This window comes from Leclercia sp. W17, assembly GCF_003336325.1.
Taxonomy (GTDB): Bacteria; Pseudomonadota; Gammaproteobacteria; order Enterobacterales; family Enterobacteriaceae; genus Enterobacter.
On the sequence record NZ_CP031101.1, the window covers coordinates 2,329,496 to 2,352,193 of the forward strand.

Sequence of the window (22,698 nt, forward strand, 5' to 3'; positions counted from 1 at the left end):
TATGGAAAACGTCTCTTCCCCGATAGTGACCACGTGCCAGGGCGATATCTGCGGCATAACCGATGGCGATGTACAGGTCTGGCGCGCCGTTCCCTATGCCGCGCCGCCGGTGGGCGCATTACGCTGGCGTTCGCCGCAGCCGGTGGCAAGCTGGCAGGGCGTGCGTCAGGCTACCGCCTTTTCGCCGTCAAGCTGGCAAAGCAGTGAGTACTGCCAGCAGTTGGGTGGGGGCGATCCGGGCCGTTTCTCGGAGGATTGCCTCTATCTGAACGTCTGGTCGCCGATGGAACGTGCCTCGCCGCTGCCGGTAATGGTCTGGCTACACGGCGGCGGCTTTACCATTGGCGCAGGCGGGCTGCCGCCCTACGACGGTAAAGCGCTGGCCCAGCGCGGGGTCGTGGTGGTAACGCTCAACTACCGGCTCGGCCATCTGGGCTTTTTTGCCCATCCGGCGCTGGCGGAAGAAGAGGAGCGGGTGGTACATAACTTTGCCCTGCTCGATCAGATCGCGGCCCTGGAGTGGGTGCGCGACAACATTGCTGCCTTTGGCGGTGATCCGGCGAACATCACCCTGTTTGGTGAATCTGCCGGGGCGCGCAGCGTGCTGTCATTGCTCGCCTCGCCGCTGGCAAAGGGGCTGTTTCATAAGGCGATAATCCAGAGCGGTTACACCCTGCCGGACACGCCCCGGGAGCAGGCGCTTAAAAAAGGCGAGGCGTTGGCGGCCCATTTTGGGCTGGAAAACGCCACCGCAGAGCAGCTGCGGGCGATCCCGCCTGAGGCGTTCTGGCCGCTGACGGCACCACTCAACATAGCCCCCGCGCCGATCCATGGGGATTGTGTGTTGCCGGAGCCGATGCTGGAGGTCTTTTTTGCCGCCCGCCACCATCCGGTGCCGATCATGGTCGGCTCCAACAGCGATGAAGCCAGCGTGATGGGGGTGTTTGGCATCGATCTCGCCGGGCAGATCCAGAAGCTGCGCCGGGAGCGGCGGCTGGGACTGGGGCTTATCAAGCTGCTCTATCCCGGCGTCAAAGACGATACCGAACTGGGGCGTCAGGTATGCCGCGATATGGCCTTCACCACCCTGGGGTTTGTGGTGATGCAGGCCCAGCAGCGGGTAGGGGAGCCGTGCTGGCGCTACTGGTTCGATTATGTTGCAGAAGCCGAACATGCCACCTACATCAACGGGGCCTGGCATGGCAACGAGGTGCCGTATGTGTTTGATACGCTCACCCTCGCCGAGCCTGCCCGACAGTATGTTAATGCCAACGACCTGGCCTTTGCCGCCCAGGTTGCCGACTACTGGGTCAACTTTGCCCGCCATGCCAGCCGGGAGTGCGACACGCTGAATGGCCCGACGCGCTGGCCTGCGTGTCACCGCAGGCGGGACGTTTTGCTACGTATCGGAGTGAATAAACATGCGGGTTTTAAGCTTGAAAACCGATTTATGCGCGCCCGCATGGTGCTGTTTAAACGGGTGATGAAGCACCACGTCAGCCTGGATTAAGCAGACACGCGCGAAAGGCGGCCAGCCCCGCCGCTTTGCCGCGCGACTCCCGCAGCACCAGCCGGTAGCTGGCGCCGGTTCTTACGCTGCTGGCATAGGGCCGCACCAGCCGCCCGGCGCGGATATCCTCCGCCACCAGCGTCTCGTCGGCAATGGCGACACCCAGCCCCTGAATGGCGGCAGTGATCGCCAGATCCATGGTGTCGAAGTGTTGATTTTTGTGCATGGCAGGCGGCTGTACGGCCTGTTTCTCCAGCCACAGCGACCAGTCGGTTTTATCCCGCGTCGGGTGCAGATAGGTAAGCGACTCCACCGCTGTGCCCTGGCGCAGGGGGCTTAATACCGGCGTTAATGCCTCTTCAAACAGCAGATCACCCGCGCTCAGATGGGTGCCAAAAACAATGGCGGCATCATAGGATTCGGTTTTGAAATTGACGCTGTGATCGTTGGTGGTGGTCAGGGCAATCTGCAATTCAGGCTGCTCGCGCTCCACCTGCAAGAGCCGCGGCACCAGCCAGCGCATGGCGCAGGTGGGCACCTTCAGGCGCACCACGGTTTGTTGCGCCCGGGCCTGGTCCGCCACCGTGAGAAAATGTTCATACGACGCGCGCAGATCCGGCAGCAGGGCGCTGCCCTGAGAGGAGAGACGCAGCCCGCGGGCGTGGCGCTCAAACAGCGGAAAACCAAACCAGCTTTCAAGGGCGGCGATCTTACGGCTCACCGCCCCCTGGGTCAGGCAGAGCTCTTTTGCCGCATGGGTCAGATTCAGGTGTCGGGCGGTAATAATAAATGCCTCAACGGCAGTGAGCGGGAATGCGCGATGCGACACAGAACCTCCAGGTATGATTTTTTATCATGGCTATTATGACAACAATTCGATTGTCGCCACAATAGCGTTCAGGTTGAATAGTTATGCATTATTCACCAGAGGAAATTCCGATGACGCTGCGTACTCCGATACAACCCCGTTCCAAACTGCCGGACGTTGGCACCACGATTTTTACCGTTATCGGTCAGCTCTCCGCTGAACACAATGCCATCAACCTTTCTCAGGGTGCGCCGAATTTCGACTGCGATCCCGCCCTGGTGGCGGGCGTTCACCGCGCCATGCAGGCGGGCCACAACCAGTACGCCTCCATGACCGGGCTGGCGTCGCTCAAGGAACGCATCGCCGATAAGATCGCCTACCTCTACGGCACGCAGTACGATCCCGCCAGCGAAGTGTTAGTTACCGCCAGCGCCAGCGAAGGGCTCTACTCGGCCATCAGCGGGCTGGTGCATGCTGGTGATGAGGTGATCTACTTTGAGCCGTCGTTCGACAGCTACGCGCCGATTGTCCGTCTGCAGGGCGCTACGCCGGTGGCGATTAAGCTGACGGTGCCGGATTTTGCCGTTAACTGGGATGAAGTGCGTGCCGCCATTACTTCGCGCACCCGGATGATTATCGTCAACACGCCGCATAACCCGAGCGGGCAGGTCTTCTCGGCGGAGGATCTGGCGCAGCTTGCGGCGATCACCCGCAACACCGACATTATTATTCTCTCTGACGAAGTGTACGAGCACGTGGTCTTTGACGACGTGCCGCATCACGGCATGGCCACTCATCCGGGGCTGGCGGAGCGCAGCGTGATCGTCTCGTCGTTTGGCAAAACCTACCACGTCACCGGCTGGCGCGTCGGCTACTGTGTCGCCCCGGCGCAGTTGATGGATGAGATCTGCAAAATCCATCAGTTTTTGATGTTCTCTGCCGATACCCCTATGCAGTACGCGTTTGCTGAACATATGGCCGATCCGCAAACCTGGCTGTCGCTGGCGGCGTTCTACCAGCGCAAACGCGATCTGCTGGTCAACCTGCTGGCCGATTCACCGTTCCGTCTGCTGCCGAGCGCAGGCTCCTTCTTCCTGTTGGCGGATTACAGCCACTTCAGCGATGAACGCGACAGCGAGATGGTGAAACGGCTGATTGTTGATTACGGTGTTGCCACGATCCCGCTCTCGGCGTTCTATACCGACGGGACAGATAACAAATTAATCCGTCTCTCTTTTGCCAAAGATGAGGCGACATTACGGGCAGGTGCGCAGGCCCTGTGTCAGGTAAAACCACGCTAAGGAGTTCAGTCATGAAAGTAAAAGCCTTCGTTGTCGGCCTGGGGTTGCTGTGTTCGTTTTCCTCACTTGCTGCAACCGAATTACGTTACGGCGTAGAAGCTGAGTATCCGCCTTTTGAGAGCCGTAACGCCTCGGGTGATTTGGAAGGGTTTGATATTGAGCTGGGCAATGCGATTTGCGCGGCGGCGGCCCTGAAGTGCAGTTGGGTTGAAACCTCGTTTGACGCGCTGATCCCGGGGCTGGTGGCGAAGAAATTTGACGCCATCAACTCGGCGATGAACATCACCGACCAGCGTCGCCAGAGCATCGACTTTACCCAGCCGATCTACCGTATTCCGTCTCAACTGGTGGGCAAGACCGGTAGCGCGGTGGACGCCACCCCGGAAGGGCTGAAGGGCAAAACCGTTGGCGTGTTGCAGGGCTCCATTCAGGAAACCTACGCCAAGGAGCACTGGGAAAAACAGGGTGTCACCGTGGTGTCGTATAAAGATCAGAACATGGCCTGGGGCGATCTGATGAATGGCCGTATTGACGCCTCGCTGGTGATGTCTGCCGCCGGACAGGCGGGTTTCCTCAGCAAGCCGCAGGGAAAAGGCTTTGGCTTTATCGGTAAGCCGGTCGCCGATGACACCATCCTCGGCAGCGGGATCGGCTATGGCCTGCGTAAAGGCGATGAGGCCACCAAAAAGCAGCTTGATGCCGCTATTGATAAAGTCCGTGCTGACGGCACCATCGACAAACTCGCGCAGAAGTACTTCCCGGGCATTGATGTCAGCGTGAAATAATCATCTTACCCTTAGCCTCCGACGATGCTCTCCGTCGGGGGCTGTTTTAAACATAACTTTACCTCCGTTTCAGGCAATTCCCCTCGACAGAAAATTCTTTCGCGCTTTGTTCATATTCTCGCCTGCCAACAATTGGATTCTTAACCGTTTTTGTTTAGGCTGTGCCCTTTTAATGATGTTCTTTCTTGCCGTTGTTTCGCCTTAAGCGAAACCCACCACCCCACGACCATAAGGACGTTTTTCCAGGCATGAATCGCAGACGTTTTTTAAAAGGATCTCTGGCCGTAGCCGCAGTGAGCGGGACTTCCGGTTTCGCCGCACTCTTTTCCCAGGCGGCCAGTGCAGCTGAATCGGATATTGCGGACGGCACTAGCCGCCGTTTCGACTTTTCTGTGCTGCAATCCATGGCTCACGACCTGGCGCAAACACCGTGGGGTGGTGCGCCGCGTCCGCTGCCGGATACGCTCGCCACATTGACGCCGCAGGCTTACAACAGCATCCAGTACGATCCAAAGCAGTCGCTGTGGAACAACATCGAAAACCGCCAGCTTGATGTGCAGTTCTTCCATGTCGGGATGGGCTTCCGCCGTCGGGTGCGCATGTTCTCCCTGGATAACCAGACCGCCCAGGCACGAGAGATCCACTTCCGCCCGGAACTCTTCAACTACCACGACGCAGGGGTCGATACAAAGCAGCTGGAAGGGCAGAGCGACTTAGGCTTCGCCGGTTTCCGCGCCTTTAAATCGCCCGAGCTGGCGCGCCGCGATATCGTCTCTTTCCTCGGCGCAAGCTACTTCCGCGCGGTGGACGACACCTATCAGTATGGGCTCTCCGCCCGCGGCCTGGCGCTGAACACCTACGCCGACAGCACCGAGGAGTTCCCGGACTTCACCGCCTTCTGGTTCGAAACCGTTAAACCCGGGGCGACCACTTTCACGGTCTACACCCTGCTCGACAGCCCGAGCATCACCGGGGCCTATAAATTTGTGATCCACTGCGAGAAGACGCAGGTGATCATGGATGTCGAAAACCATCTCTATGCCCGTAAAGAGATCCAGCAGCTGGGTATTGCCCCGATGACCAGCATGTTCGCCTGCGGCAACAACGAGCGCCGCGTCTGCGACACCATCCATCCGCAGATCCACGACTCCGATCGTCTGGCGATGTGGCGCGGCAACGGTGAGTGGGTTTGCCGTCCGCTGAATAACCCGCAAAAGCTGCAATACAACGCCTATACCGATAAAAACCCGAAAGGTTTTGGTCTGCTCCAGCTTGACCGCGACTTCTCCCACTATCAGGACATCATGGGCTGGTACAACAAGCGCCCAAGCCTGTGGGTTGAGCCGCGTAACCAGTGGGGCAAAGGCACCGTCGGGCTGATGGAGATCCCGACCACCGGCGAAACCCTGGATAACGTGGTCTGCTTCTGGCAGCCGGAAAAACCGGTGAAGGCGGGGGATAAACTGAACTTCCAGTACCGTCTCTACTGGAGCGCCAAGCCGCCGGTCCGTTCTCCGCTGGCAAACGTGCTGGCTACCCGCACCGGCATGGGCGGCTTCCCGGAAGGCTGGGCCCCTGGCGAGCACTACCCGAAAGTGTGGGCGCGCCGTTTTGCGGTCGATTTTGTCGGCGGCGATCTGAAAGCGGCCGCGCCAAAAGGGATCGAGCCGGTGATCACCCTCTCCAGTGGCGAAGCGAAGCAGATTGAGATCCTCTACGTGGAGCCGTTCGATGGCTATCGCATCCAGTTTGACTGGTACCCGACCAGCGATTCGACCGATACGGTGGATATACGGATGTTCCTGCGCTGCCAGGGCGAAGCGATCAGCGAAACCTGGCTGTATCACTATTTCCCGCCCGCGCCGGATAAACGTCAGTATGTAGACGACCGCGTAATGCGTTAAGCCTTTGTCGGGTGGCGGCTGCGCCGCCCGGCGTTGCAGAGGAAGCACGATGACCACACCAACTGAAGAGATCATTCCCGTCAATGCGCATATCGAACTGCGTGCCGCCGACGAGCGTTACACCACCGAGCTGCATAATCTGGTGATCAAAAACCGGGCGTGGTTGCAGGACTACCTTAACTGGCCGCAGTATGTCGGCACCGAAGAGGACACCCGCCAGAACATTCAGAGCAACCAGATGCTGCATCAGCGCGGTTACGCCAAAATGTTCCTGATTTTTCACGATAACGCGCTGGTGGGGGTGCTGTCGTTTAACGCCATCGAGCCGCTGAATAAAACTGGCTATATCGGCTACTGGCTGGATGAAGCCCATCAGGGGCAGGGTATTTTGTCCCAGGCGCTGGAAGCGTTTATCCGCCACTATGCCGGACGCGGAGAGATCCGCCGTTTCGTCATCAAGTGCCGCGTTGACAACGCCGCCAGCAATCAGGTGGCGCTGCGCAACGGCTTTGTGCTGGAAGGGTGTCTGAAAGAGGCGGAATTCCTCAACGGACGCTATGACGACCAGAACATCTACGCCCGGATCTGCACCTCATAATGCGCCAAGCAGCGGCGTGCGGGTGATATGCTGCGCGCCGTTAATCACCTTAGCACCACGCAGGTGGATCATCTCGCCTTCCGCCGCCTCGATCACCGCGTCATCGGTAATCTCAATATGATGTTCGATCAGCACTTCCCCGCGAATGCGCGCCCGGCCCTGAATCACCACTTTGTCATCTATCAGAATCGGCCCGCCGCGTAGCCAGGCTTCGCCGCCAATCAGTACATGGTGTTTGATGACGCAGTTGCCCTCAACCAGGGCATTTTCCGCCACCTGGGAGCTATAGCGCAGGGTAGGGATGGCATCCTCCTCCAGCCCCGCAAGCAGGCGCGCGTTGCCGTAGACTTTGGCGCAGTCGCATACCCAGACGTTATTCTCTTCGTTGCCTTCGAGCAGCGCGTTGTCAAAGATTTCAGCGCGATGCTCAACAAAGGCGTAGCTGACAATGGCGTTGCCGTAGATCTGCGCCTGATGCACCACCCGCGACTGGCTGACGGTCGCCTCGCCGAAGATGCGCAGAATCTGCTCATTGTCCGGGGTTAACCCTTTGGCGGCGATCACCATGCTGTTGTGCAGAATACGGGCGTTTCCAAAAAGATGGCATTCGCCGCGCACCACCGAAGACTGAACGGTGACGTTGTCACTTAGGCGCGCCCCATGGCTGATCTCGGCTCCGTCCACCCAGGCGTTATCGCCGACAGACGCCTGATGACTAATTACGCAGGGCCGGGTAATACGCGCGTTACCGCTCACTTGTGCCCCGGCAAAGACCACGCTGTTCTCGTCGTAGATCCAGCAGTCATCTTCGTGCGAGAGCGCCGATTCGTCGTCGATCCAGCCGCCCCGGGTGCCGCTTTTCACATCGCTGAAATCACGCGCGGCGATAATCTGGCGCACCTTTACCGCTGTTTTGGTCTCGCCATCCTGCCAGTGGTGCAGACGGCTTTCCTCGCTAAGTCGATATTTTTTCATCACTGTGCCCGCAGTTGTCCTCTTTACTAAACGTAGCAAACTTTAGCTTGATCGAAACACTGGCATCGGTAAATGAAACTCCTTAAACTAGCATTTCAAATATAATTTATAGATTAAAAAATATGTATAAAACGCAAGCAACTGAACGCGTTCTTAATTTGCCAGCTGGTTACTACGGTATAGTGCTGGGGACCATCGGTATGGGCTTCGCCTGGCGCTACGCCAGCACCATCTGGCCGGTGCCGCACTGGCCGGGAGAGATGCTGGTATCGCTGGCGATGGCGATCTGGCTGCTGTTGACCGTGGCGTTTATCACTCGCGCGGTGCGGTTTCCCGGCAGCGTACTGGCGGAGATGCGTCATCCGGTAATGAGCAGCTTTGTGAGTCTGTTCCCGGCCACCACCATGCTGGTGGCGATTGGCTTTGTGCCCTGGTATCGCCCCCTGGCATTGGCTCTGTTTAGCGTGGGCGTGGTGGTGCAGCTGGGCTATGCGGCGTGGCAGTCCGCCGGGCTGTGGCGCGGCAAACATCCGGAGGAGGCGACCACTCCCGGGCTCTACCTGCCGACGGTGGCCAACAACTTTATCAGCGCCATGGCCTGCGGCGCGCTTGGGTTTCACGATGCCGGGATGGTGTTTCTCGGCGCGGGAGTCTTCTCCTGGCTGAGCCTGGAGCCGGTGATCCTGCAACGGTTGCGCAGCGCGGGGGAACTGCCTGCGCCGATGCGCTCATCTCTCGGTATTCAGCTGGCCCCTGCGCTGGTGGCCTGCAGCGCGTGGCTCAGCGTCAACGGCGGCGAGGCGGATACCTTTGCCAAAATGCTGTTCGGCTACGGCCTGCTGCAATTACTCTTTACCCTGCGGCTGATGCCCTGGTATCTGTCGCAGCCCTTTAATGCTTCATTCTGGAGCTTTTCGTTCGGCGTCTCGGCGCTGGCCACCACCGGTTTGCATCTGGGGCAGAGCAGCCCGTCCGGTTTCTTTCACGCCATCGCCATTCCGCTCTTTATTTTTACCAATGCCATCATTGCGCTATTACTGGTGCGTACGTTTATCCTGTTGATGCAGGGGAAACTGTTGGTTCGTGCAGACAAAGCAACGCTTATGCAAGCTGAGGAAAAAGAATGACTGTGTTTGATGAGAACTACTTTACCGAAAAATATGGCCTGACCCGTACCCACTCCGAAGTGCTGTACAGCGCCGGAATTGTTAAGCCGGGCAAGACGCTGGATCTCGGCTGCGGCAACGGGCGAAACAGCCTCTACCTTGCGGCGAACGGCTTTGACGTCACCGCATGGGATAAAAATCCGATGGGCATCGAGAATATCGAGAGCATCAAGGCGAAAGAGGGCATCACTAACCTGCAGACGGCGGTTCAGGATCTCAACATCCTGCGCTTTGACGGCGAATACGATTTTATTCTCTCCACCGTGGTGATGATGTTCCTGCAGGCGGAAACCATCCCCAATCTTGTCGACAACATGCAGCGCTGCACGAAACCGGGCGGGTATAACCTGATTGTGGCGGCAATGGATACCGACGATTATCCGTGCAACGTCGGCTTCCCGTTCGCGTTTAAAACCGGCGAGTTAAGCGACTACTATGCAGGCTGGGAACTGCTGAAATATAACGAGGATGTGGGCGAGCTGCACCGCACCGACGCCCAGGGGAACCGCATTAAGCTGCGCTTTGCCACGATGCTGGCGCGTAAACCGGCGTAACCGTTCTTGCCCGGCGGCGCTGCGCTTGCACGGGCCTACAAGACCGTAGGCCGGGTAAGGCGAAGCCGCCACCCGGCGTATCCGTGCTTGCCCGACGGCGCTGCGCTTGCACGGGCCTGCAAGACCGTAGGCCGGGTAAGGCGCAGCCGCCACCCGGCGTATTCGTGCTTGCCAACCCGCTTAACGCGCCGCCAGCAGACAGAGCTGCAGCGCCGTGTTGTACGACGCCTCGAACGATTTCAACGGTAAAAACTCAAACTTCGAGTGGAAGTTATGGGCGCCGGTGAAGAAGTTTGGCGTCAACAGTCCCTTCGCCGAAAGCGCTGCACCGTCGGTGCCGCCGCGCATCGGGGTCGGTTTTGGCGTGATGCCTAAACTTTCCATCGCCTCGAACATCAGGTCGATTGCCCGGCGATCGTCACCCACCGCATTGCTGATGTTGCTGTAGGTATCTTCGATGTGCCAGCTCACCTGCGCGGTGGGGTGTTGAGCGGCAATCTTCTCCGCCACTTCGCCAATTTGCGCCTTACGGGCGGCAAAGCTCTCACGGTCGAAATCACGAATGCTCGCCTTCAGCAGCGCCTCGTTCTGTCCGGCCTGAATGCCGTTAAACCAGATATAACCTTCCCGGCCCTCGGTATGCTCCGGGGTTTGCAGACGATCGAAATGGCTGATGTAGTCGGTCGCCATTAGCAGCGGGTTCACCAGCACGCCCTTCGCCGACATCGGGTGCGCCGTCACGCCGGTAAAGCGAATCTCCGCCGCCGCCGCGTTGAAGTTCTCGTAAACAATCTCCCCCAGCTCGCAGCAGTCGATGGTCCAGGCGAAATCGACATCAAATCGGGCCAGATCCAGCGCTTTCGCCCCGCACAGGCCAATTTCTTCGTCCGGCACAAAGGCCACCACGATATCGCCATGCTGATGCTCAGCGGTGAGGTTCTCCAGCAGTGTCATCACCACCGTCACCGCCGATTTGTTATCGGCACCCAGTACGCTGGTACCGTCGCTGAAAATGATCTCTTCATTGGGGTAAGCGAGGATTTCAGGGTGTTCGCTGACCCGCAGCCAGATATCTTTTTCGGCATTCAGGCAGAGATCATCACCGGTAAAGGTGAGGATCTGTGGATGAATATCCGGTGACAAACCGACGTCAACGGTATCGATATGAGTGATAAAACCGATTCGCGGCGCGCCGGGTACATTGCCCTTTTTTACCGCGGTGACGGTGGCAAATTCGTCGATCACGATCTCCGACAAACCCAGCGTTTGCAGCTCTGCGGCCAGCATCCGTGCCATCTCATGCTGGCCGGGTGTGGAGGGCAGGGTTTTAACCTTTGGGTCGCTCTGGCTGGTGACGGCCAGGTAGCGAAAGAAGCGTTGGGTTAATTGTCTGGCGAGCGCAGAAGCCATGGTGGATCCTTCTTTATTTGAGTTATCAGGTGTTTGCAAAATCACTTTAATGATATTTATGGTTTGACACGACAAAAATTCATTAGCCGTCAAATTAAAAGACAGGAAAACGCGATGAAAAGCAACCTCACAAAACTGGCGCTAACCGTCGCCGCGCTGACGGTCAGTTCCACCGTTGCCGCTAAAACGCTGGTCTATTGTTCCGAAGGATCGCCTGAAAACTTTAACCCGCAACTCTATACCTCGGGCACCAGCGTGGATGCCAGCGCGGTACCGGTATATAACCGGCTGGTGGATTTTACGCCTGGCACTACCAATCTGCTGCCGAGCCTGGCCGAAAGCTGGGAGGTGAGCGAAGACGGCAAGGTCTACACCTTCCATCTGCGCAAGGGGGTGAAGTTCCAGAGCAACAAGCTGTTCACCCCAACGCGAGACTTTAACGCCGATGATGTAATCTTCTCGTTTATGCGGCAGAAAGATCCGAAGCATCCCTATCACAACGTCTCTAACGGTAACTATTCGAATTTTGAAAGCCTGGAGTTTGGCAAGCTGATTACCGCCATTGATAAAGTGGACGATCACACGGTGCGCTTCACCCTCGCTCATCCGGAAGCACCCTTTGTCGCGGACTTAGCGTGGTACTTTGCCTCGATCCTCTCCGCCGAGTATGCGGATGCGATGATGAAAGCCGGCACGCCAGAGAAGGTGGATATGGAGCCGATTGGCACCGGGCCGTTTAAGCTGGCGAAATACCAGAAGGACTCGCGCATCCTGTTCACCGCCTTCCCGGAGTACTGGCAGGGTAAAGCAAAGCTGGATCGTCTGGTATTCACCATCGTCCCGGACGCCTCGGTGCGCTTCGCCAAGCTGGAGAAAAACGAATGTCAGGTGATGCCATTCCCGAACCCCGCCGACCTGCCGCGGATGAAGGCCAATAAAGATCTTAACCTGATGAGCAAGGCCGGGCTGAATACGGGTTTCCTGTCGTTTAACACCCAGAAACCGCCGCTGGATAATGTCAAAGTGCGTCAGGCGCTGGCGATGGCTATCAACAAACCGGCCATTATTGAGGCCGTCTTCCAGGGTACCGGCACTGCTGCCAAAAACCTGCTGCCGCCGGGCGTCTGGAGCGCAGACAGCGAGCTGAAGGATTACGATTACGATCCGGAAAAAGCCAAAGCCCTGCTGAAAGAGGCCGGGTTTGCCAACGGGATGACCATCGACCTGTGGGCGATGCCGGTACAGCGTCCGTACAACCCGAATGCCAAACGGATGGCCGAGATGATTCAGGCCGACTGGGCAAAAGTTGGCGTGCAGACCAAAGTCGTCACCTACGAGTGGGGTGAATACCTGAAGCGGGTGAAGGGCGGCGAGCATCAGGCGGCGCTGATGGGCTGGACAACCGCAACGGGCGACCCGGATAATTTCTTTGGTCCGCTCTTTACCTGTACCTCGGCCAACGGCGGTTCTAATTCCGCGAAATGGTGTTATCCGCCATTTGATAAAATTATTGCCGAGGCTAAATCCATTACCGATCACGATAAAAGGGTGGCGTTATATAAACAGGCGCAGCAAATGATGCATGAACAAATGCCTGCGGTAATGATTGCGCACTCAACTATTTTCGAACCCGTCCGTAAAGAAGTCACGGGCTATGAAATAGACCCGTTCGGTAAACATTTATTCTGGCAAGTGGATGTAAAATAATCATTTATCACTGCCCGTTATCGTTACGGGCAATTTTTTTCAATTTGTGCTCTCTTCCTCATTTTTTGTCACTTTTTTTCCTGCCAACTTTTGCTATAACTTCAATTGCATATTTGCACTTCACAGGGATACACCCATTATGCGTACTAACACTTTATTTAAAGTTGCCGCGCTCTCCGGCATGTTGCTTCTCGCTGGCTGTGCGTCAAAAGTGGCCGCGCCTGATCAATATTCAGGTTTTTTAAAAGACTACTCAGGGCTTAAAGAAACGACTTCCGCTTCGGGCAAACCAACGCTGCGCTGGGTTGATCCGTCTTATAACGAAGCGAATTACGACAGCATTATCTGGAACAATATCACCTATTATCCGGCACCAAAGCCAACGACTCAGATCGGCCAGCGTACGCTGGATGAACTGTTAAACTACACCAACACCAAAATGAAGAGTGCTATCGGCCAGCGTAAGCCGATTGTGACGACGCCAGGTTCACGTAGCCTGATCTTCCGCGGTGCCATTACTGGCGTGAGCTCGCAGAAAGAAGGTCTGCAGTTCTATGAAGTTGTCCCTGTTGCGTTGGTCGTGGCGGGTACACAGATGGCAACCGGCCACCGTACCATGGATACCCACCTCTTCTTTGAAGGCGAGTTGATTGACGCGAAGACCAACAAGCCGGTTATCAAAGTCGTGCGTAAAGGGGAAGGTAAAGAGCTGAGTAATGAAAATACGCCAATGACCTTCGCGACCCTTAAGCAGGTTGTGGATGACATGGCGACCGATGCCACCATGTTTGATGTGCATAAAACCCAATAATATCAGGCCGGCCTGCCGCGTGCAGGCCGGTTTTTTTACGCCGTTCGCAACCGTCTGAACCAGTTCTCCGGACGGGCAAACATCACCAGATTCCCCGTTAAGATCAGCAGCAGCCCGGCAATGGCGTTGCTGTGCCAGACATAGCCTTCGTACACCGTCGAAAATGAGAGCGCGACCAGGGGGAACAGCAGGGTGCTGTAAGCCGCCTTGCCTGCGCCAATTCTTCCTACCAGCGTGAAGTAGGCCCCAAAGGCAATCACCGAGCCAAAGAGTGCCAGATAGAGCAGGGCACCCATGTAGCTTACCGACCAGACCGGCGTAAAGTCATCCCCGCGGATCAGCGTAATTGCCCCCATCACCAGCGTACCGTAGAGCATCGCCCAGGCGTTGGTGGTCATGGTCTCCAGACCGTTGCGTTGGTGGCGCAGGCTGATCATATTGCCCAGCGAAAAACCGTAGGTGCCCAGCGCCGAGAGGGCAATGCCGAACAGCAGACCGGCACTCCAGCCGCTGGCCAGCAGATCGTTCCAGAAGAGCGTAATAATGCCGAGCAGCCCCAGCGCCGCCGCCAGATAAAAACGCGCGGGCGGACGCTGACCAAAAAAGAGAAAACTGTTCAGGGCGTTATAGAGCACCGCCATGGAGAAAATTACCGACTCCAGCCCGGTATTGATATACGCCGCCGCGGTGTAAAAACACCAGAAATTAAAGCAAAAGACGCAGCATCCTTGCAGGCCGCAAAACAGATGGTCGCGCAAGGCCAGCGGACGCAGGCGGCGCAGAATCAGCAGCACCGCCATGATGGTGGCGGTGGCGACGGCAAAGCGCCAGAAAATAGAGACCGGCGCGGGGACCGGCCCCTGTTGTAGATAGATAGCAATCCAGGTGGTTCCCCAGATAATCACGACCAGAGCGTACAAAAATGCGTTCATCTTATTTCTCTTATCAGCAAAGTCTGGGGTCAGTATGGCGGCAGGGAGAGCGACCTTCTTTCACAGACTTGCGGCGGACTTGCATATTCTTGCGCTTTTTTCCTGACCCGGGGTGGTACTGAAGGGCAGTTCTTTTTAGACTTGTTAACTCTTATTAACAACGGTGTGAGTGGTTATGGCTGAGACCTACGGTGCCTTTGAAAATCTGCGCAAACATAAAGCGGTATTGCACAATGCCGTGGCGCTGAATTCAGGGATCCAGCTGGCGGCCTGGTCAAACAAGCGCGACACCATCACCCAGTATTGTGATCACCATACGCTCAGTCTCTATATTGCCGACGGCTACGAGAGCTATCACAAAACCACCGCCGGCTGGAAAAACGGCGGCGGGCCGGACCGTTTCTGCCTGATGCCGAAAGAGAGCGAGTCCACCTGGGATATTCGCGACGATCTGTCGTTTGTTCATCTCTACTGTACCGATGACCACCTGCGTAACGTGGGAGAGCAGGTGTGGGACAAAAGCCCCTACAGCTTTACCCTGGACGAAAATCTGTTTGGTGACGACGCCAGCATTACCGCCCTGTATCGCCATTTTATCCTCGGCTGCGACTGGCAGCAGTCTGCCAATCAGCTCACGCTGAGTACCGCTTCGACCTTGCTTCTGACCCATCTGGTGCAGCACTACAGCAACGTTCAGTGGTCGCTGCCGACCATCACCGGCGGCCTGTCGCCGTTCGTCCTGCGTAATGTGCTGGCGTTTATCGAAGAGAATCTGGCCCAGCCGCTGACCCTGGCGGATCTGGCGGCCCAGGCCAGCTTAAGCGAGTTTCATTTTGCCCGTATGTTCCGTCAGTCGATGCAGATGGCGCCGCACCAGTACATGATGCAGCGGCGGATGGAGAAGGCCAAAACCCTGGTGCGGACCACCCGCCAGCCGCTCACCAACATTGCCCTGGCCTGCGGATTCAGCTCCGCCAGCCATTTCAGCAACCGCTTTCGCGCCGCCACCGGGCTTACGCCGTCCCAGCTACGTGCGGCGAGTGCGTAGCAGCAGGGCGTAGCAGACGCCGCCCGCCACCAGCCCCCAGAACGCCGAGCCAATCCCCGCAAGGGTTGCGCCGCTGGCGGTCAGCAGAAATGTCACGATGGCGGCATCGCGTTCCGCCTCATTATGCAGCGCCTGATGCAGACTGCCGCTGATGGTGCCCAGCAGCGCCAGGCCTGCCAGCGTCTGGATCCAGCTTAGCGGCAGAGCCGCCATCAGCCCGCTTATTGAGCCGCCAAAAATGCCGGCCAGCAAGTAAAAAACTCCCGCCGCAGCCGCAGCCAGCCAGCGTTTACCGGCATCCGGGTGCGCATCCGGGCTCTGGCAGATGGCGGCGGTGATCGCCGCAATACAGATGGAGTAGACGCCAAACGGCGACAGCAGCAGCGCCATGCCGCCGGTGACAACGATGAGCGGCGAGACGGCCACCGGATAGCCGGAGGCTTTCATCGTGGCGAACCCCGGCGCATTCTGTGACGCCATGGTGACTAAAAAGAAGGGCAGGCCGATGCTGATAAGGGTGGTGAGATTAAAGGTGGGAGCGATAAACTCCGGCATCACCAGCGCGAAAGTCAGCTTTTCCGTGACAACGTCACCTTTCAGCGCCGCGACTAATCCGCCCACCAGCAGGGTGGCGACGATGGCGTAGCGCGGAGCAAAGGCTTTGGTCAGCAGCCAGGCCAGCAGCATACTGCCACACAGCAGCAGATGCCCCTCCAGATTGCTGAAGGCTTGTAGCCCAAAGCGCAGCAGCACCCCGGCAAGCATCGCCGCCGCCAGCGAATGGGGGATGATCTTCATCAGCCGGGCAAACAGGCCGCTCACGCCACAGATAACGATCAGGGCATTGGCAAAAATAAAAATGCCGATGGTTTCTGAAAGCGTGACCCCTTGCAGGCTGGTCGCCAGCAGAGCGGCACCCGGAGTCGACCAGGCGGTGAGCACCGGTGCTTTATACCACCACGACAGCCCCAGCGTGCTGATCCCCATCCCCAGACCCAGGGCGGTCATCCAGCCTGCAATTTGCGGGGCCGTTGCGCCTGCCGCCGCTGCCGCTTGCCAGATAATGGCGGCAGAGCTGGCGTAGCCCACCAGGACGGCAACGAAACCGGATAAGACGGTTGGAAAGGTGAGCGAGGATGCGCGCATGAGAGCTCCGTTGTGCGTTATAACAGCCGTGAATGTAGCACTGTGCGTTATAGCATACAAGTGGTACACTCGCGGCAAGAGGAGGGGCTATGGACATTACGCAACATCTTGCAATTACGCTGAAAACGCTGCGCCAGGCGCGCGGCTGGAGCCTGTCGAAGCTGGCTGAAGAGACCGGAGTGTCGAAAGCGATGCTCGGCCAGGTGGAGCGGAACGAATCCAGCCCGACGGTTTCGACGCTGTGGAAAATCGCCACCGGGCTGAACGTGCCGTTCTCCACCTTTATCACCCCCGAAGCGGAAAACCCGCCGGTATTCGATCCCCAGCAGCAGGCGATGGTGGTGAAACCCCTCTTTCCCTGGGATGAGGCGCTGAAATACGATCATTTCTCGATTACCCTCGCGCCGGGCGCCCTTAGCGAATCCACCCCGCACGAGGCCGGTGTAATTGAGCATGTGGTGGTGATAAGCGGTGAGCTGGAGATGCAGATCGACGGCGTCTGGCAAACGCTTTTGCCCGATACCGGCCTGCGTTTTGCCGGAGATAAACCGCACGCCTACCGCAACAGCAGCGGCCAGACGGTGCACTTTCACTCACTCATCCATTATCCCCGATAAAGACACGCAAAACTGTTTCACTGGCCCATACTTCTGACTACAATAGCCGCCATTTTGACCATAACGGATAACGACGAAGTATGCGCCTGCCATCCCATCATCTTGAACTTTTAAGCCCGGCTCGTGACGCCGCCATTGCCCGTGAAGCGATCCTTCATGGTGCCGATGCGGTCTATATCGGCGGCCCTGGTTTTGGCGCCCGCCATAATGCCAGCAACAGCCTGCGCGATATCGCCGACCTGGTGCCGTTCGCCCACCGTTTTGGGGCGAAAGTGTTCGTGACCCTGAACACCATTCTTCATGATGATGAACTGGAGCCGGCGCAGCGTCTGATTACCGACCTGTATCAGACCGGCGTTGATGCGCTGATCGTCCAGGATATGGGTGTCCTTGAGATGGATATCCCGCCGATCGAGCTGCACGCCAGTACCCAGTGCGATATCCGCACCGTGGAAAAAGCGAAGTTTCTCTCGGATGCCGGTTTTACCCAGATCGTGCTGGCCCGTGAACTGAACCTCAATCAGATCCGCGATATCCACCAGGCGACCGACGCCACCATTGAGTTCTTTATCCACGGCGCGCTGTGCGTGGCCTATTCCGGGCAGTGTAATATCTCCCACGCCCAGACCGGACGCAGCGCCAACCGCGGCGACTGCTCCCAGGCGTGTCGTCTCCCCTATACCCTGAAAGACGATCAGGGCCGGGTGGTGGCGTTTGAAAAGCACCTCCTGTCGATGAAAGATAACGATCAGACCGCCAACCTGGGCGCGCTGATCGATGCGGGTGTGCGCTCCTTCAAGATTGAAGGGCGTTACAAAGACATGAGCTATGTGAAGAACATCACCGCCCATTACCGCCAGATGCTCGATGCCATTATTGAAGATCGCGGCGATCTGGCCCGCAGTTCCGCCGGCCGTACAGAGCACTTCTTTATTCCGTCTACCGACAAAACCTTCCATCGCGGCAGTACCGACTACTTTGTGAATGCGCGCAAAGGGGATATCGGCGCATTCGATTCGCCGAAATTTATCGGCCTGCCGGTGGGTGAAGTGCTGAAGGTCTCCAGAGAGCATCTGGATGTGGAAGTGACCGAACCGCTGGCGAATGGTGATGGCCTGAACGTGATGATCAAACGTGAAGTGGTCGGTTTCCGCGCCAACACGGTGGAGAAAACCGGTGAAAATCGCTACCGCGTCTGGCCAAACGAAATGCCTGCCGACCTGCATAAAGTGCGGCCGCATACCCCTCTGAACCGTAACCTGGACCATAACTGGCAGCAGGCGCTGTTGAAAACCTCCAGCGAGCGCCGCGTTGCGGTGGACATCGAGCTGGGCGGCTGGGAAGAGCAGCTGATCCTGACTATGACCAGCGAAGACGGTACCAGCGTGACCCATACCCTGGACGGGCAGTTTGAGGTAGCGAACAACGCCGAAAAAGCGCTGAACAACCTGAAGGATGGCGTCGCTAAGCTGGGTCAGACTATCTATTACGCCCGGGATATTCAGGTCAACCTGCCTGGCGCGCTCTTTGTGCCGAACAGCCTGTTGAACCAGTTCCGTCGTGAAACGGCCGAGATGCTGGACGCCGCGCGCCTGGCAAACTACCCGCGTGGCAGCCGCAAAGCGGTCTCTGTACCGCCGCCGGTCTACCCGGAAACGCATCTCTCATTCCTGGCGAACGTCTACAACCACAAGGCGCGGGCGTTCTATCAGCGCTATGGCGTGGAGCTGATTGATGCCGCGTATGAAGCCCACGAAGAGAAGGGCGACGTACCGGTGATGATCACCAAGCACTGCCTGCGCTTCGCCTTTAACCTCTGTCCGAAACAGGCCAAAGGCAATATCAAGAGCTGGAAGGCGACGCCGATGCAGCTGGTGAATGGTGATGAGGTGTTAACTCTGAAATTTGACTGCCGTCCATGCGAGATGCACGTCATCGGCAAGATGAAAAATCACATCCTTAAAATGCCTCAGCCGGGCAGCGTGGTGGCTTCCGTCAGCCCTGACGATCTGCTCAAAACGCTGCCGAAGCGTAAAAGCGTTTAATTAACGAAAATGTGTATCCGGTTTGCGCGACTTCTGCCAGTGGTGATGTTCGCGCAAGCCGTCTGCCGACTCTTCTGCCACCACCCGTAACTCATCGCTGTCCGCCTCGTGGCGCAGCTGCTGCTCGACGTTCTTCACCCAAAAAAATTCATGTCCTTTATGGCTGGCCATCAGTTGACCGGAGAATAGGGCGCAGGTGAGCATTATTGCTGATAACGTTTTTTTAAACATCTTGCCACCGGTTGATTACGTTTGCGGAGTATGATGCCGGTAGTTTCGTGATGTTATTATTCAGTTTTTTAAAGTCGGGAAAGGATTTGTTGGGATTTGTAGGGAATGATGACACGAATTGTTGGGGTGAGGTAGCAACAACGTTTTTTTATTTTATAGCGATAAAAGAGTTCAAGGTAATAAATTACTTACAGCGACGCCCATGTCCGGCTGAAAATCGCTGAGGCGTTGACCGCAGGCCGGGGCGAGGCGCATGGACGCGCCGAGAGGGCATAGCCTGCATGGATGCAGGCTGGTGCCCGACCCGATAGCCGGAGGGAATAAGCCGAAGGGACCGCGAAGCGGCGATTTTCTTGCCGGGAGCCGGGATTGTTAAGGGGGCGGCGATAGCCCCCTTAACACGTTCACAGGTGACGTTGTTTTAAGAGAAACTGAGAACGTATAGTGAACGGAACGACCTCTTCAGTCGCATGTTCCCCTTCACAGCATCAATGTGACTTAAACCCCGCCGCCGTCATCAGCACCCGGAAGAAAAACCCCACCAGCGCCAGCGCCAGCACGCTGCCGCCCCAGATAATCACCATCCACATCAGACGTTTCCAGACAGGTTGATTCATCAATGATAGCCCTCCCCAGGCTGGACTTTTCCACGAAATACGTAGTAACTCCAGAAAGTGTAGACAAGGATGATCGGGATAATAAACAACGCTCCCACCAGCATAAAGCCCTGGCTCTGCGCAGGCGCAGCGGCCTGCCAGAGGGTGATGGCTGGCGGAATGATATGCGGCCAGATGCTGATCCCAAGCCCGCTAAAGCCAAGAAAGATTAACCCGAGAGTCAGCACGAACGGCAGATGGTGGCTATGCGGGTTATTCAGGCTACGCCATTGCCACAGGCCCAGCAGCGCCACCAGTAGCGGAACCGGCAGCAGGAAGAACAGGTTCGGCAGGCTAAACCAGCGATCGGCTATGGCCGGGTGCGCCAGCGGTGTCCAGAGGCTGATCGCCGCAATGATAACCAACAACGCCAGCAGCAGGCGCTTCGATATCTTACGCATCCGACCCTGGAGCGGGTTTTCACTTTTCATCACCAGCCAGGTGGCGCCCAGCAGGGCGTAAGCCACCACCAGCCCCAAGCCGCAGAACAGGCTGAACGGAGTAAACCAGTCGAACGGCCCCCCGGCAAAAGCGCGGCCGCTAACCGGGAAGCCGGTGATCACCGCTCCCACGACCATCCCCTGGGTAAAGGTGGCGAGCAGTGAACCGCCAATAAACGCCTTATCCCAGAAGGGACGGTGTGCGGGCGTCGCCTTAAAGCGGAACTCGAACGCCACTCCGCGGAAAATCAGCCCGATCAGCATTAAGGTCAGCGGAATGGTCAGGGCATCAATAATCACCGCATAGGCCAGCGGAAAGGCGCCGAACAGCGCGGCTCCGCCCAGCACCAGCCAGGTTTCGTTCCCGTCCCATACCGGGGCGACGCTGTTGACCATCACGTCCCGGTCATCCGCGTCCTTGATGGCGGGAAACAGAATACCGATACCGAGATCGAAGCCGTCCATCACGATGTACATCAGGGTGGCAAAGACAATAATCACAAACCAGATCAGGGAGAGATCAATGCCCATTATGGTGTCTCCTTGTGAGTGAATTCAGCGCTCGCGGCCGAGAGCGGGCGCGCCGGGCGGCCATCGTTTTCGGTCGGGAAGCGCTCTTCTTCCTGCGGCCCTTTTTTGATCAGGCGCACCATGTAGCTATAACCAACGCCAAACACCGAGGTGTAGACCACGATAAAGGCCAGCAGGCTGACGCTCATGTGCAGATCGCCATGGGCCGATACAGCATCTCTGGTGCGCTGGAGTCCGTAGACCACCCAGGGCTGACGGCCCACTTCAGTGGTCACCCACCCGGCGAGAATCGCAATTAAGCCCGACGGTCCCATCAGCAGGGCAAACCACAGGAATGGCCGGGAGTAATAGAGCCGCTGCCTGTAGCGCATCCACAGGGCGATCGCGCCCAGGAGCAGCATCAGCAGGCCCAGCCCGACCATAATGCGGAACGACCAGAAGACGATGGTTGAGTTGGGCCGATCCGCTTTCGGGAACTCTTTCAACGCCGGAACCTGCTTATCCAGGCTGTGGGTGAGGATCAGGCTGCCGAGCGCCGGGATCTCAAGGCCGTAGCGGGTGCGCTCCTGCTCCATATCCGGCCAGCCAAAGAGCAGCAGCGGCGTCGGCTCGCCGGGCGGGTTCTCCCAGTGGCCCTCAATGGCGGCAATTTTGGCCGGCTGATGCTTCAGGGTATTAAGGCCATGCATATCCCCGACCAGCGCCTGAATGGGGGCGACGATCAGCGTCATCCAGAGCGCCATGGAGAACATGCGGCGAATGGCGGGGGTATTGTTCCCGCGCAGCAGATGCCAGGCCGCCGAGGCCGCGACAAACAGCGCGCTGCTGAGAAACGCGGCAATTGACATATGCAGCAGGCGATAGGGGAAGGAGGGGTTGAACACCACCGCCAACCAGTCCACCGGCACCACCTGGCCGTTGACGATCTCATACCCCTGCGGAGTCTGCATCCAGCTGTTTGAGGCGAGGATCCAGAAGGTGGAGATAATCGTGCCCAGCGCCACCATGCAGGTGGCAAAGAAGTGCAGCCCCGGCCCCACTTTGTTCCAGCCGAAGAGCATCACCCCCAGGAAACCCGCTTCGAGGAAGAAGGCGGTGAGCACTTCATAGGTCAGCAGCGGGCCGGTAATGCTGCCCGCAAACTGGGAAAAACCGCTCCAGTTGGTGCCAAACTGGTAGGCCATCACCAGCCCGGAGACCACGCCCATGCCAAAGTTGACGGCGAAGATCTTCGACCAGAAATGGTACAGCGAGCGCCAGACGGGGTTTTTACTTTTTAGCCATAGCCCCTCCAGCACCGCCAGATAGCTGGCGAGGCCAATGGTGATCGCCGGGAAAATAATGTGGAAGGAGACAGTAAAAGCAAACTGGATCCTCGCAAGAACAAACGCATCTAAACCAAACATGCACAACCTCAAGGTCAATCGGTGTGACTGTTATGGTAAATCAGCACAAAAATCAGTATCAGAGACAGAAAAGTGGAATTTTTGTATAACAGTTTTAAAAAGCAGGGCGTTATCCGG

At 57.5% G+C, this 22,698-nt stretch carries 21 protein-coding genes; 12 read left to right on the plus strand and 9 right to left on the minus strand.

Features of this window, described 5'->3' with window-relative positions; all coding sequences use genetic code 11:
• The first annotated feature begins 1 nt into the window (after position 1).
• The gene (locus DVA44_RS11435) at positions 2 to 1,510 is read left to right on the plus strand and encodes a carboxylesterase/lipase family protein (protein WP_114386885.1); all 1,509 of its coding nucleotides are present in this window, start codon (positions 2 to 4) and stop codon (positions 1,508 to 1,510) included.
• Here the strand turns inward: DVA44_RS11435 and DVA44_RS11440 are convergent.
• A complete protein-coding gene (locus DVA44_RS11440; protein WP_114314851.1) occupies positions 1,497 to 2,339 on the minus strand; it encodes a LysR family transcriptional regulator in 843 nt (280 codons plus the stop codon). The two genes, DVA44_RS11435 and DVA44_RS11440, sit on opposite strands and share 14 nt — an antisense overlap.
• Before the next feature lie 110 nt (positions 2,340 to 2,449).
• On the opposite strand from DVA44_RS11440, the gene DVA44_RS11445 reads away from it, so the two are divergent.
• From DVA44_RS11445 to rimL, 4 genes are all read left to right on the plus strand, one after another.
• Positions 2,450 to 3,619 (plus strand): pyridoxal phosphate-dependent aminotransferase, encoded by a 1,170-nt coding sequence (locus DVA44_RS11445; protein ID WP_114386886.1) that lies wholly within the window; start codon positions 2,450 to 2,452, stop codon positions 3,617 to 3,619.
• An 11-nt stretch (positions 3,620 to 3,630) separates the two neighbouring features.
• Positions 3,631 to 4,404, plus strand: a complete 774-nt coding sequence (locus DVA44_RS11450) for an ABC transporter substrate-binding protein (protein WP_114386888.1) — start codon at positions 3,631 to 3,633, stop codon at positions 4,402 to 4,404.
• Positions 4,405 to 4,652: 248 nt separating this feature from the next.
• Positions 4,653 to 6,308 carry a glucan biosynthesis protein D gene (locus DVA44_RS11455; protein ID WP_114386890.1) on the plus strand — a complete coding sequence of 552 codons (1,656 nt, stop codon included), beginning with the start codon at positions 4,653 to 4,655 and terminating at the stop codon, positions 6,306 to 6,308.
• Between the two features lie 49 nt (positions 6,309 to 6,357).
• Entirely contained in the window at positions 6,358 to 6,906 is a 549-nt protein-coding gene (gene rimL, locus DVA44_RS11460) for a 50S ribosomal protein L7/L12-serine acetyltransferase (protein ID WP_114386892.1), read from the plus strand.
• Here the strand turns inward: rimL and ydcK are convergent.
• Positions 6,901 to 7,881, minus strand: coding sequence for a YdcK family protein (gene ydcK, locus DVA44_RS11465; protein ID WP_114386894.1), 981 nt, complete (start codon positions 7,879 to 7,881; stop codon positions 6,901 to 6,903). The genes rimL and ydcK overlap by 6 nt on opposite strands.
• A gap of 122 nt (positions 7,882 to 8,003) precedes the next feature.
• Between ydcK and tehA the strand changes: the two genes are divergently transcribed.
• On the plus strand, positions 8,004 to 9,008 hold the full coding sequence (gene tehA / locus DVA44_RS11470; RefSeq protein ID WP_114386896.1) for a dicarboxylate transporter/tellurite-resistance protein TehA: 1,005 nt from the start codon (positions 8,004 to 8,006) through the stop codon (positions 9,006 to 9,008).
• Positions 9,005 to 9,601 (plus strand): tellurite resistance methyltransferase TehB, encoded by a 597-nt coding sequence (gene tehB / locus DVA44_RS11475; RefSeq protein ID WP_114386898.1) that lies wholly within the window; start codon positions 9,005 to 9,007, stop codon positions 9,599 to 9,601. The genes tehA and tehB overlap by 4 nt, the downstream gene beginning before the upstream one ends.
• 180 nt (positions 9,602 to 9,781) lie before the next feature.
• Here the strand turns inward: tehB and pepT are convergent, their stop codons facing one another.
• On the minus strand, positions 9,782 to 11,011 hold the full coding sequence (gene pepT / locus DVA44_RS11480; protein ID WP_114386900.1) for a peptidase T: 1,230 nt from the start codon (positions 11,009 to 11,011) through the stop codon (positions 9,782 to 9,784).
• A 114-nt stretch (positions 11,012 to 11,125) separates the two neighbouring features.
• Here pepT and DVA44_RS11485 point away from each other — a divergent pair, with 114 nt between their 5' ends.
• Together DVA44_RS11485 and DVA44_RS11490 are read left to right on the plus strand one after the other, a co-directional pair.
• Entirely contained in the window at positions 11,126 to 12,718 is a 1,593-nt protein-coding gene (locus DVA44_RS11485) for an ABC transporter substrate-binding protein (protein ID WP_114386902.1), read from the plus strand.
• A gap of 139 nt (positions 12,719 to 12,857) precedes the next feature.
• Entirely contained in the window at positions 12,858 to 13,529 is a 672-nt protein-coding gene (locus DVA44_RS11490) for a DUF3313 domain-containing protein (protein WP_114386904.1), read from the plus strand.
• Positions 13,530 to 13,564: 35 nt separating this feature from the next.
• Here DVA44_RS11490 and DVA44_RS11495 read toward each other — a convergent pair whose 3' ends face one another.
• Entirely contained in the window at positions 13,565 to 14,461 is an 897-nt protein-coding gene (locus tag DVA44_RS11495; protein ID WP_114386906.1) for a DMT family transporter, read from the minus strand.
• Positions 14,462 to 14,636: 175 nt separating this feature from the next.
• On the opposite strand from DVA44_RS11495, the gene DVA44_RS11500 reads away from it, so the two are divergent.
• Positions 14,637 to 15,509, plus strand: a complete 873-nt coding sequence (locus DVA44_RS11500; protein ID WP_114386908.1) for an AraC family transcriptional regulator — start codon at positions 14,637 to 14,639, stop codon at positions 15,507 to 15,509.
• On the opposite strand, the gene DVA44_RS11505 is transcribed toward DVA44_RS11500, so the two are convergent.
• Positions 15,489 to 16,655, minus strand: a complete 1,167-nt coding sequence (locus DVA44_RS11505; protein WP_168194480.1) for a benzoate/H(+) symporter BenE family transporter — start codon at positions 16,653 to 16,655, stop codon at positions 15,489 to 15,491. The genes DVA44_RS11500 and DVA44_RS11505 overlap by 21 nt on opposite strands.
• 89 nt (positions 16,656 to 16,744) lie before the next feature.
• Between DVA44_RS11505 and DVA44_RS11510 the strand changes: the two genes are divergently transcribed.
• Both DVA44_RS11510 and DVA44_RS11515 read left to right on the plus strand, forming a co-directional pair.
• Positions 16,745 to 17,272, plus strand: coding sequence for a helix-turn-helix domain-containing protein (locus tag DVA44_RS11510; protein WP_103179718.1), 528 nt, complete (start codon positions 16,745 to 16,747; stop codon positions 17,270 to 17,272).
• Between the two features lie 80 nt (positions 17,273 to 17,352).
• Positions 17,353 to 19,317, plus strand: a complete 1,965-nt coding sequence (locus DVA44_RS11515; RefSeq protein ID WP_114314865.1) for a U32 family peptidase — start codon at positions 17,353 to 17,355, stop codon at positions 19,315 to 19,317.
• On the opposite strand, the gene DVA44_RS11520 is transcribed toward DVA44_RS11515, so the two are convergent.
• The 4 genes from DVA44_RS11520 to DVA44_RS11535 all read right to left on the minus strand — a co-directional run bounded on the left by DVA44_RS11520 (position 19,318) and on the right by DVA44_RS11535 (position 22,581).
• Complete coding sequence (locus DVA44_RS11520; protein WP_114386912.1) at positions 19,318 to 19,548, minus strand: DUF2554 family protein; 231 nt, start codon at positions 19,546 to 19,548, stop codon at positions 19,318 to 19,320.
• Positions 19,549 to 20,036: 488 nt separating this feature from the next.
• A complete protein-coding gene (locus DVA44_RS11525) occupies positions 20,037 to 20,165 on the minus strand; it encodes a DUF2474 domain-containing protein (RefSeq protein ID WP_103822063.1) in 129 nt (42 codons plus the stop codon).
• The gene (gene cydB, locus DVA44_RS11530; protein WP_114386914.1) at positions 20,165 to 21,175 is read right to left on the minus strand and encodes a cytochrome d ubiquinol oxidase subunit II; all 1,011 of its coding nucleotides are present in this window, start codon (positions 21,173 to 21,175) and stop codon (positions 20,165 to 20,167) included. Before cydB ends, DVA44_RS11525 begins: the two co-directional genes overlap by 1 nt.
• The gene (locus tag DVA44_RS11535; protein WP_114386915.1) at positions 21,175 to 22,581 is read right to left on the minus strand and encodes a cytochrome ubiquinol oxidase subunit I; all 1,407 of its coding nucleotides are present in this window, start codon (positions 22,579 to 22,581) and stop codon (positions 21,175 to 21,177) included. The genes cydB and DVA44_RS11535 overlap by 1 nt, the downstream gene beginning before the upstream one ends.
• Positions 22,582 to 22,698 lie beyond the last annotated feature (117 nt).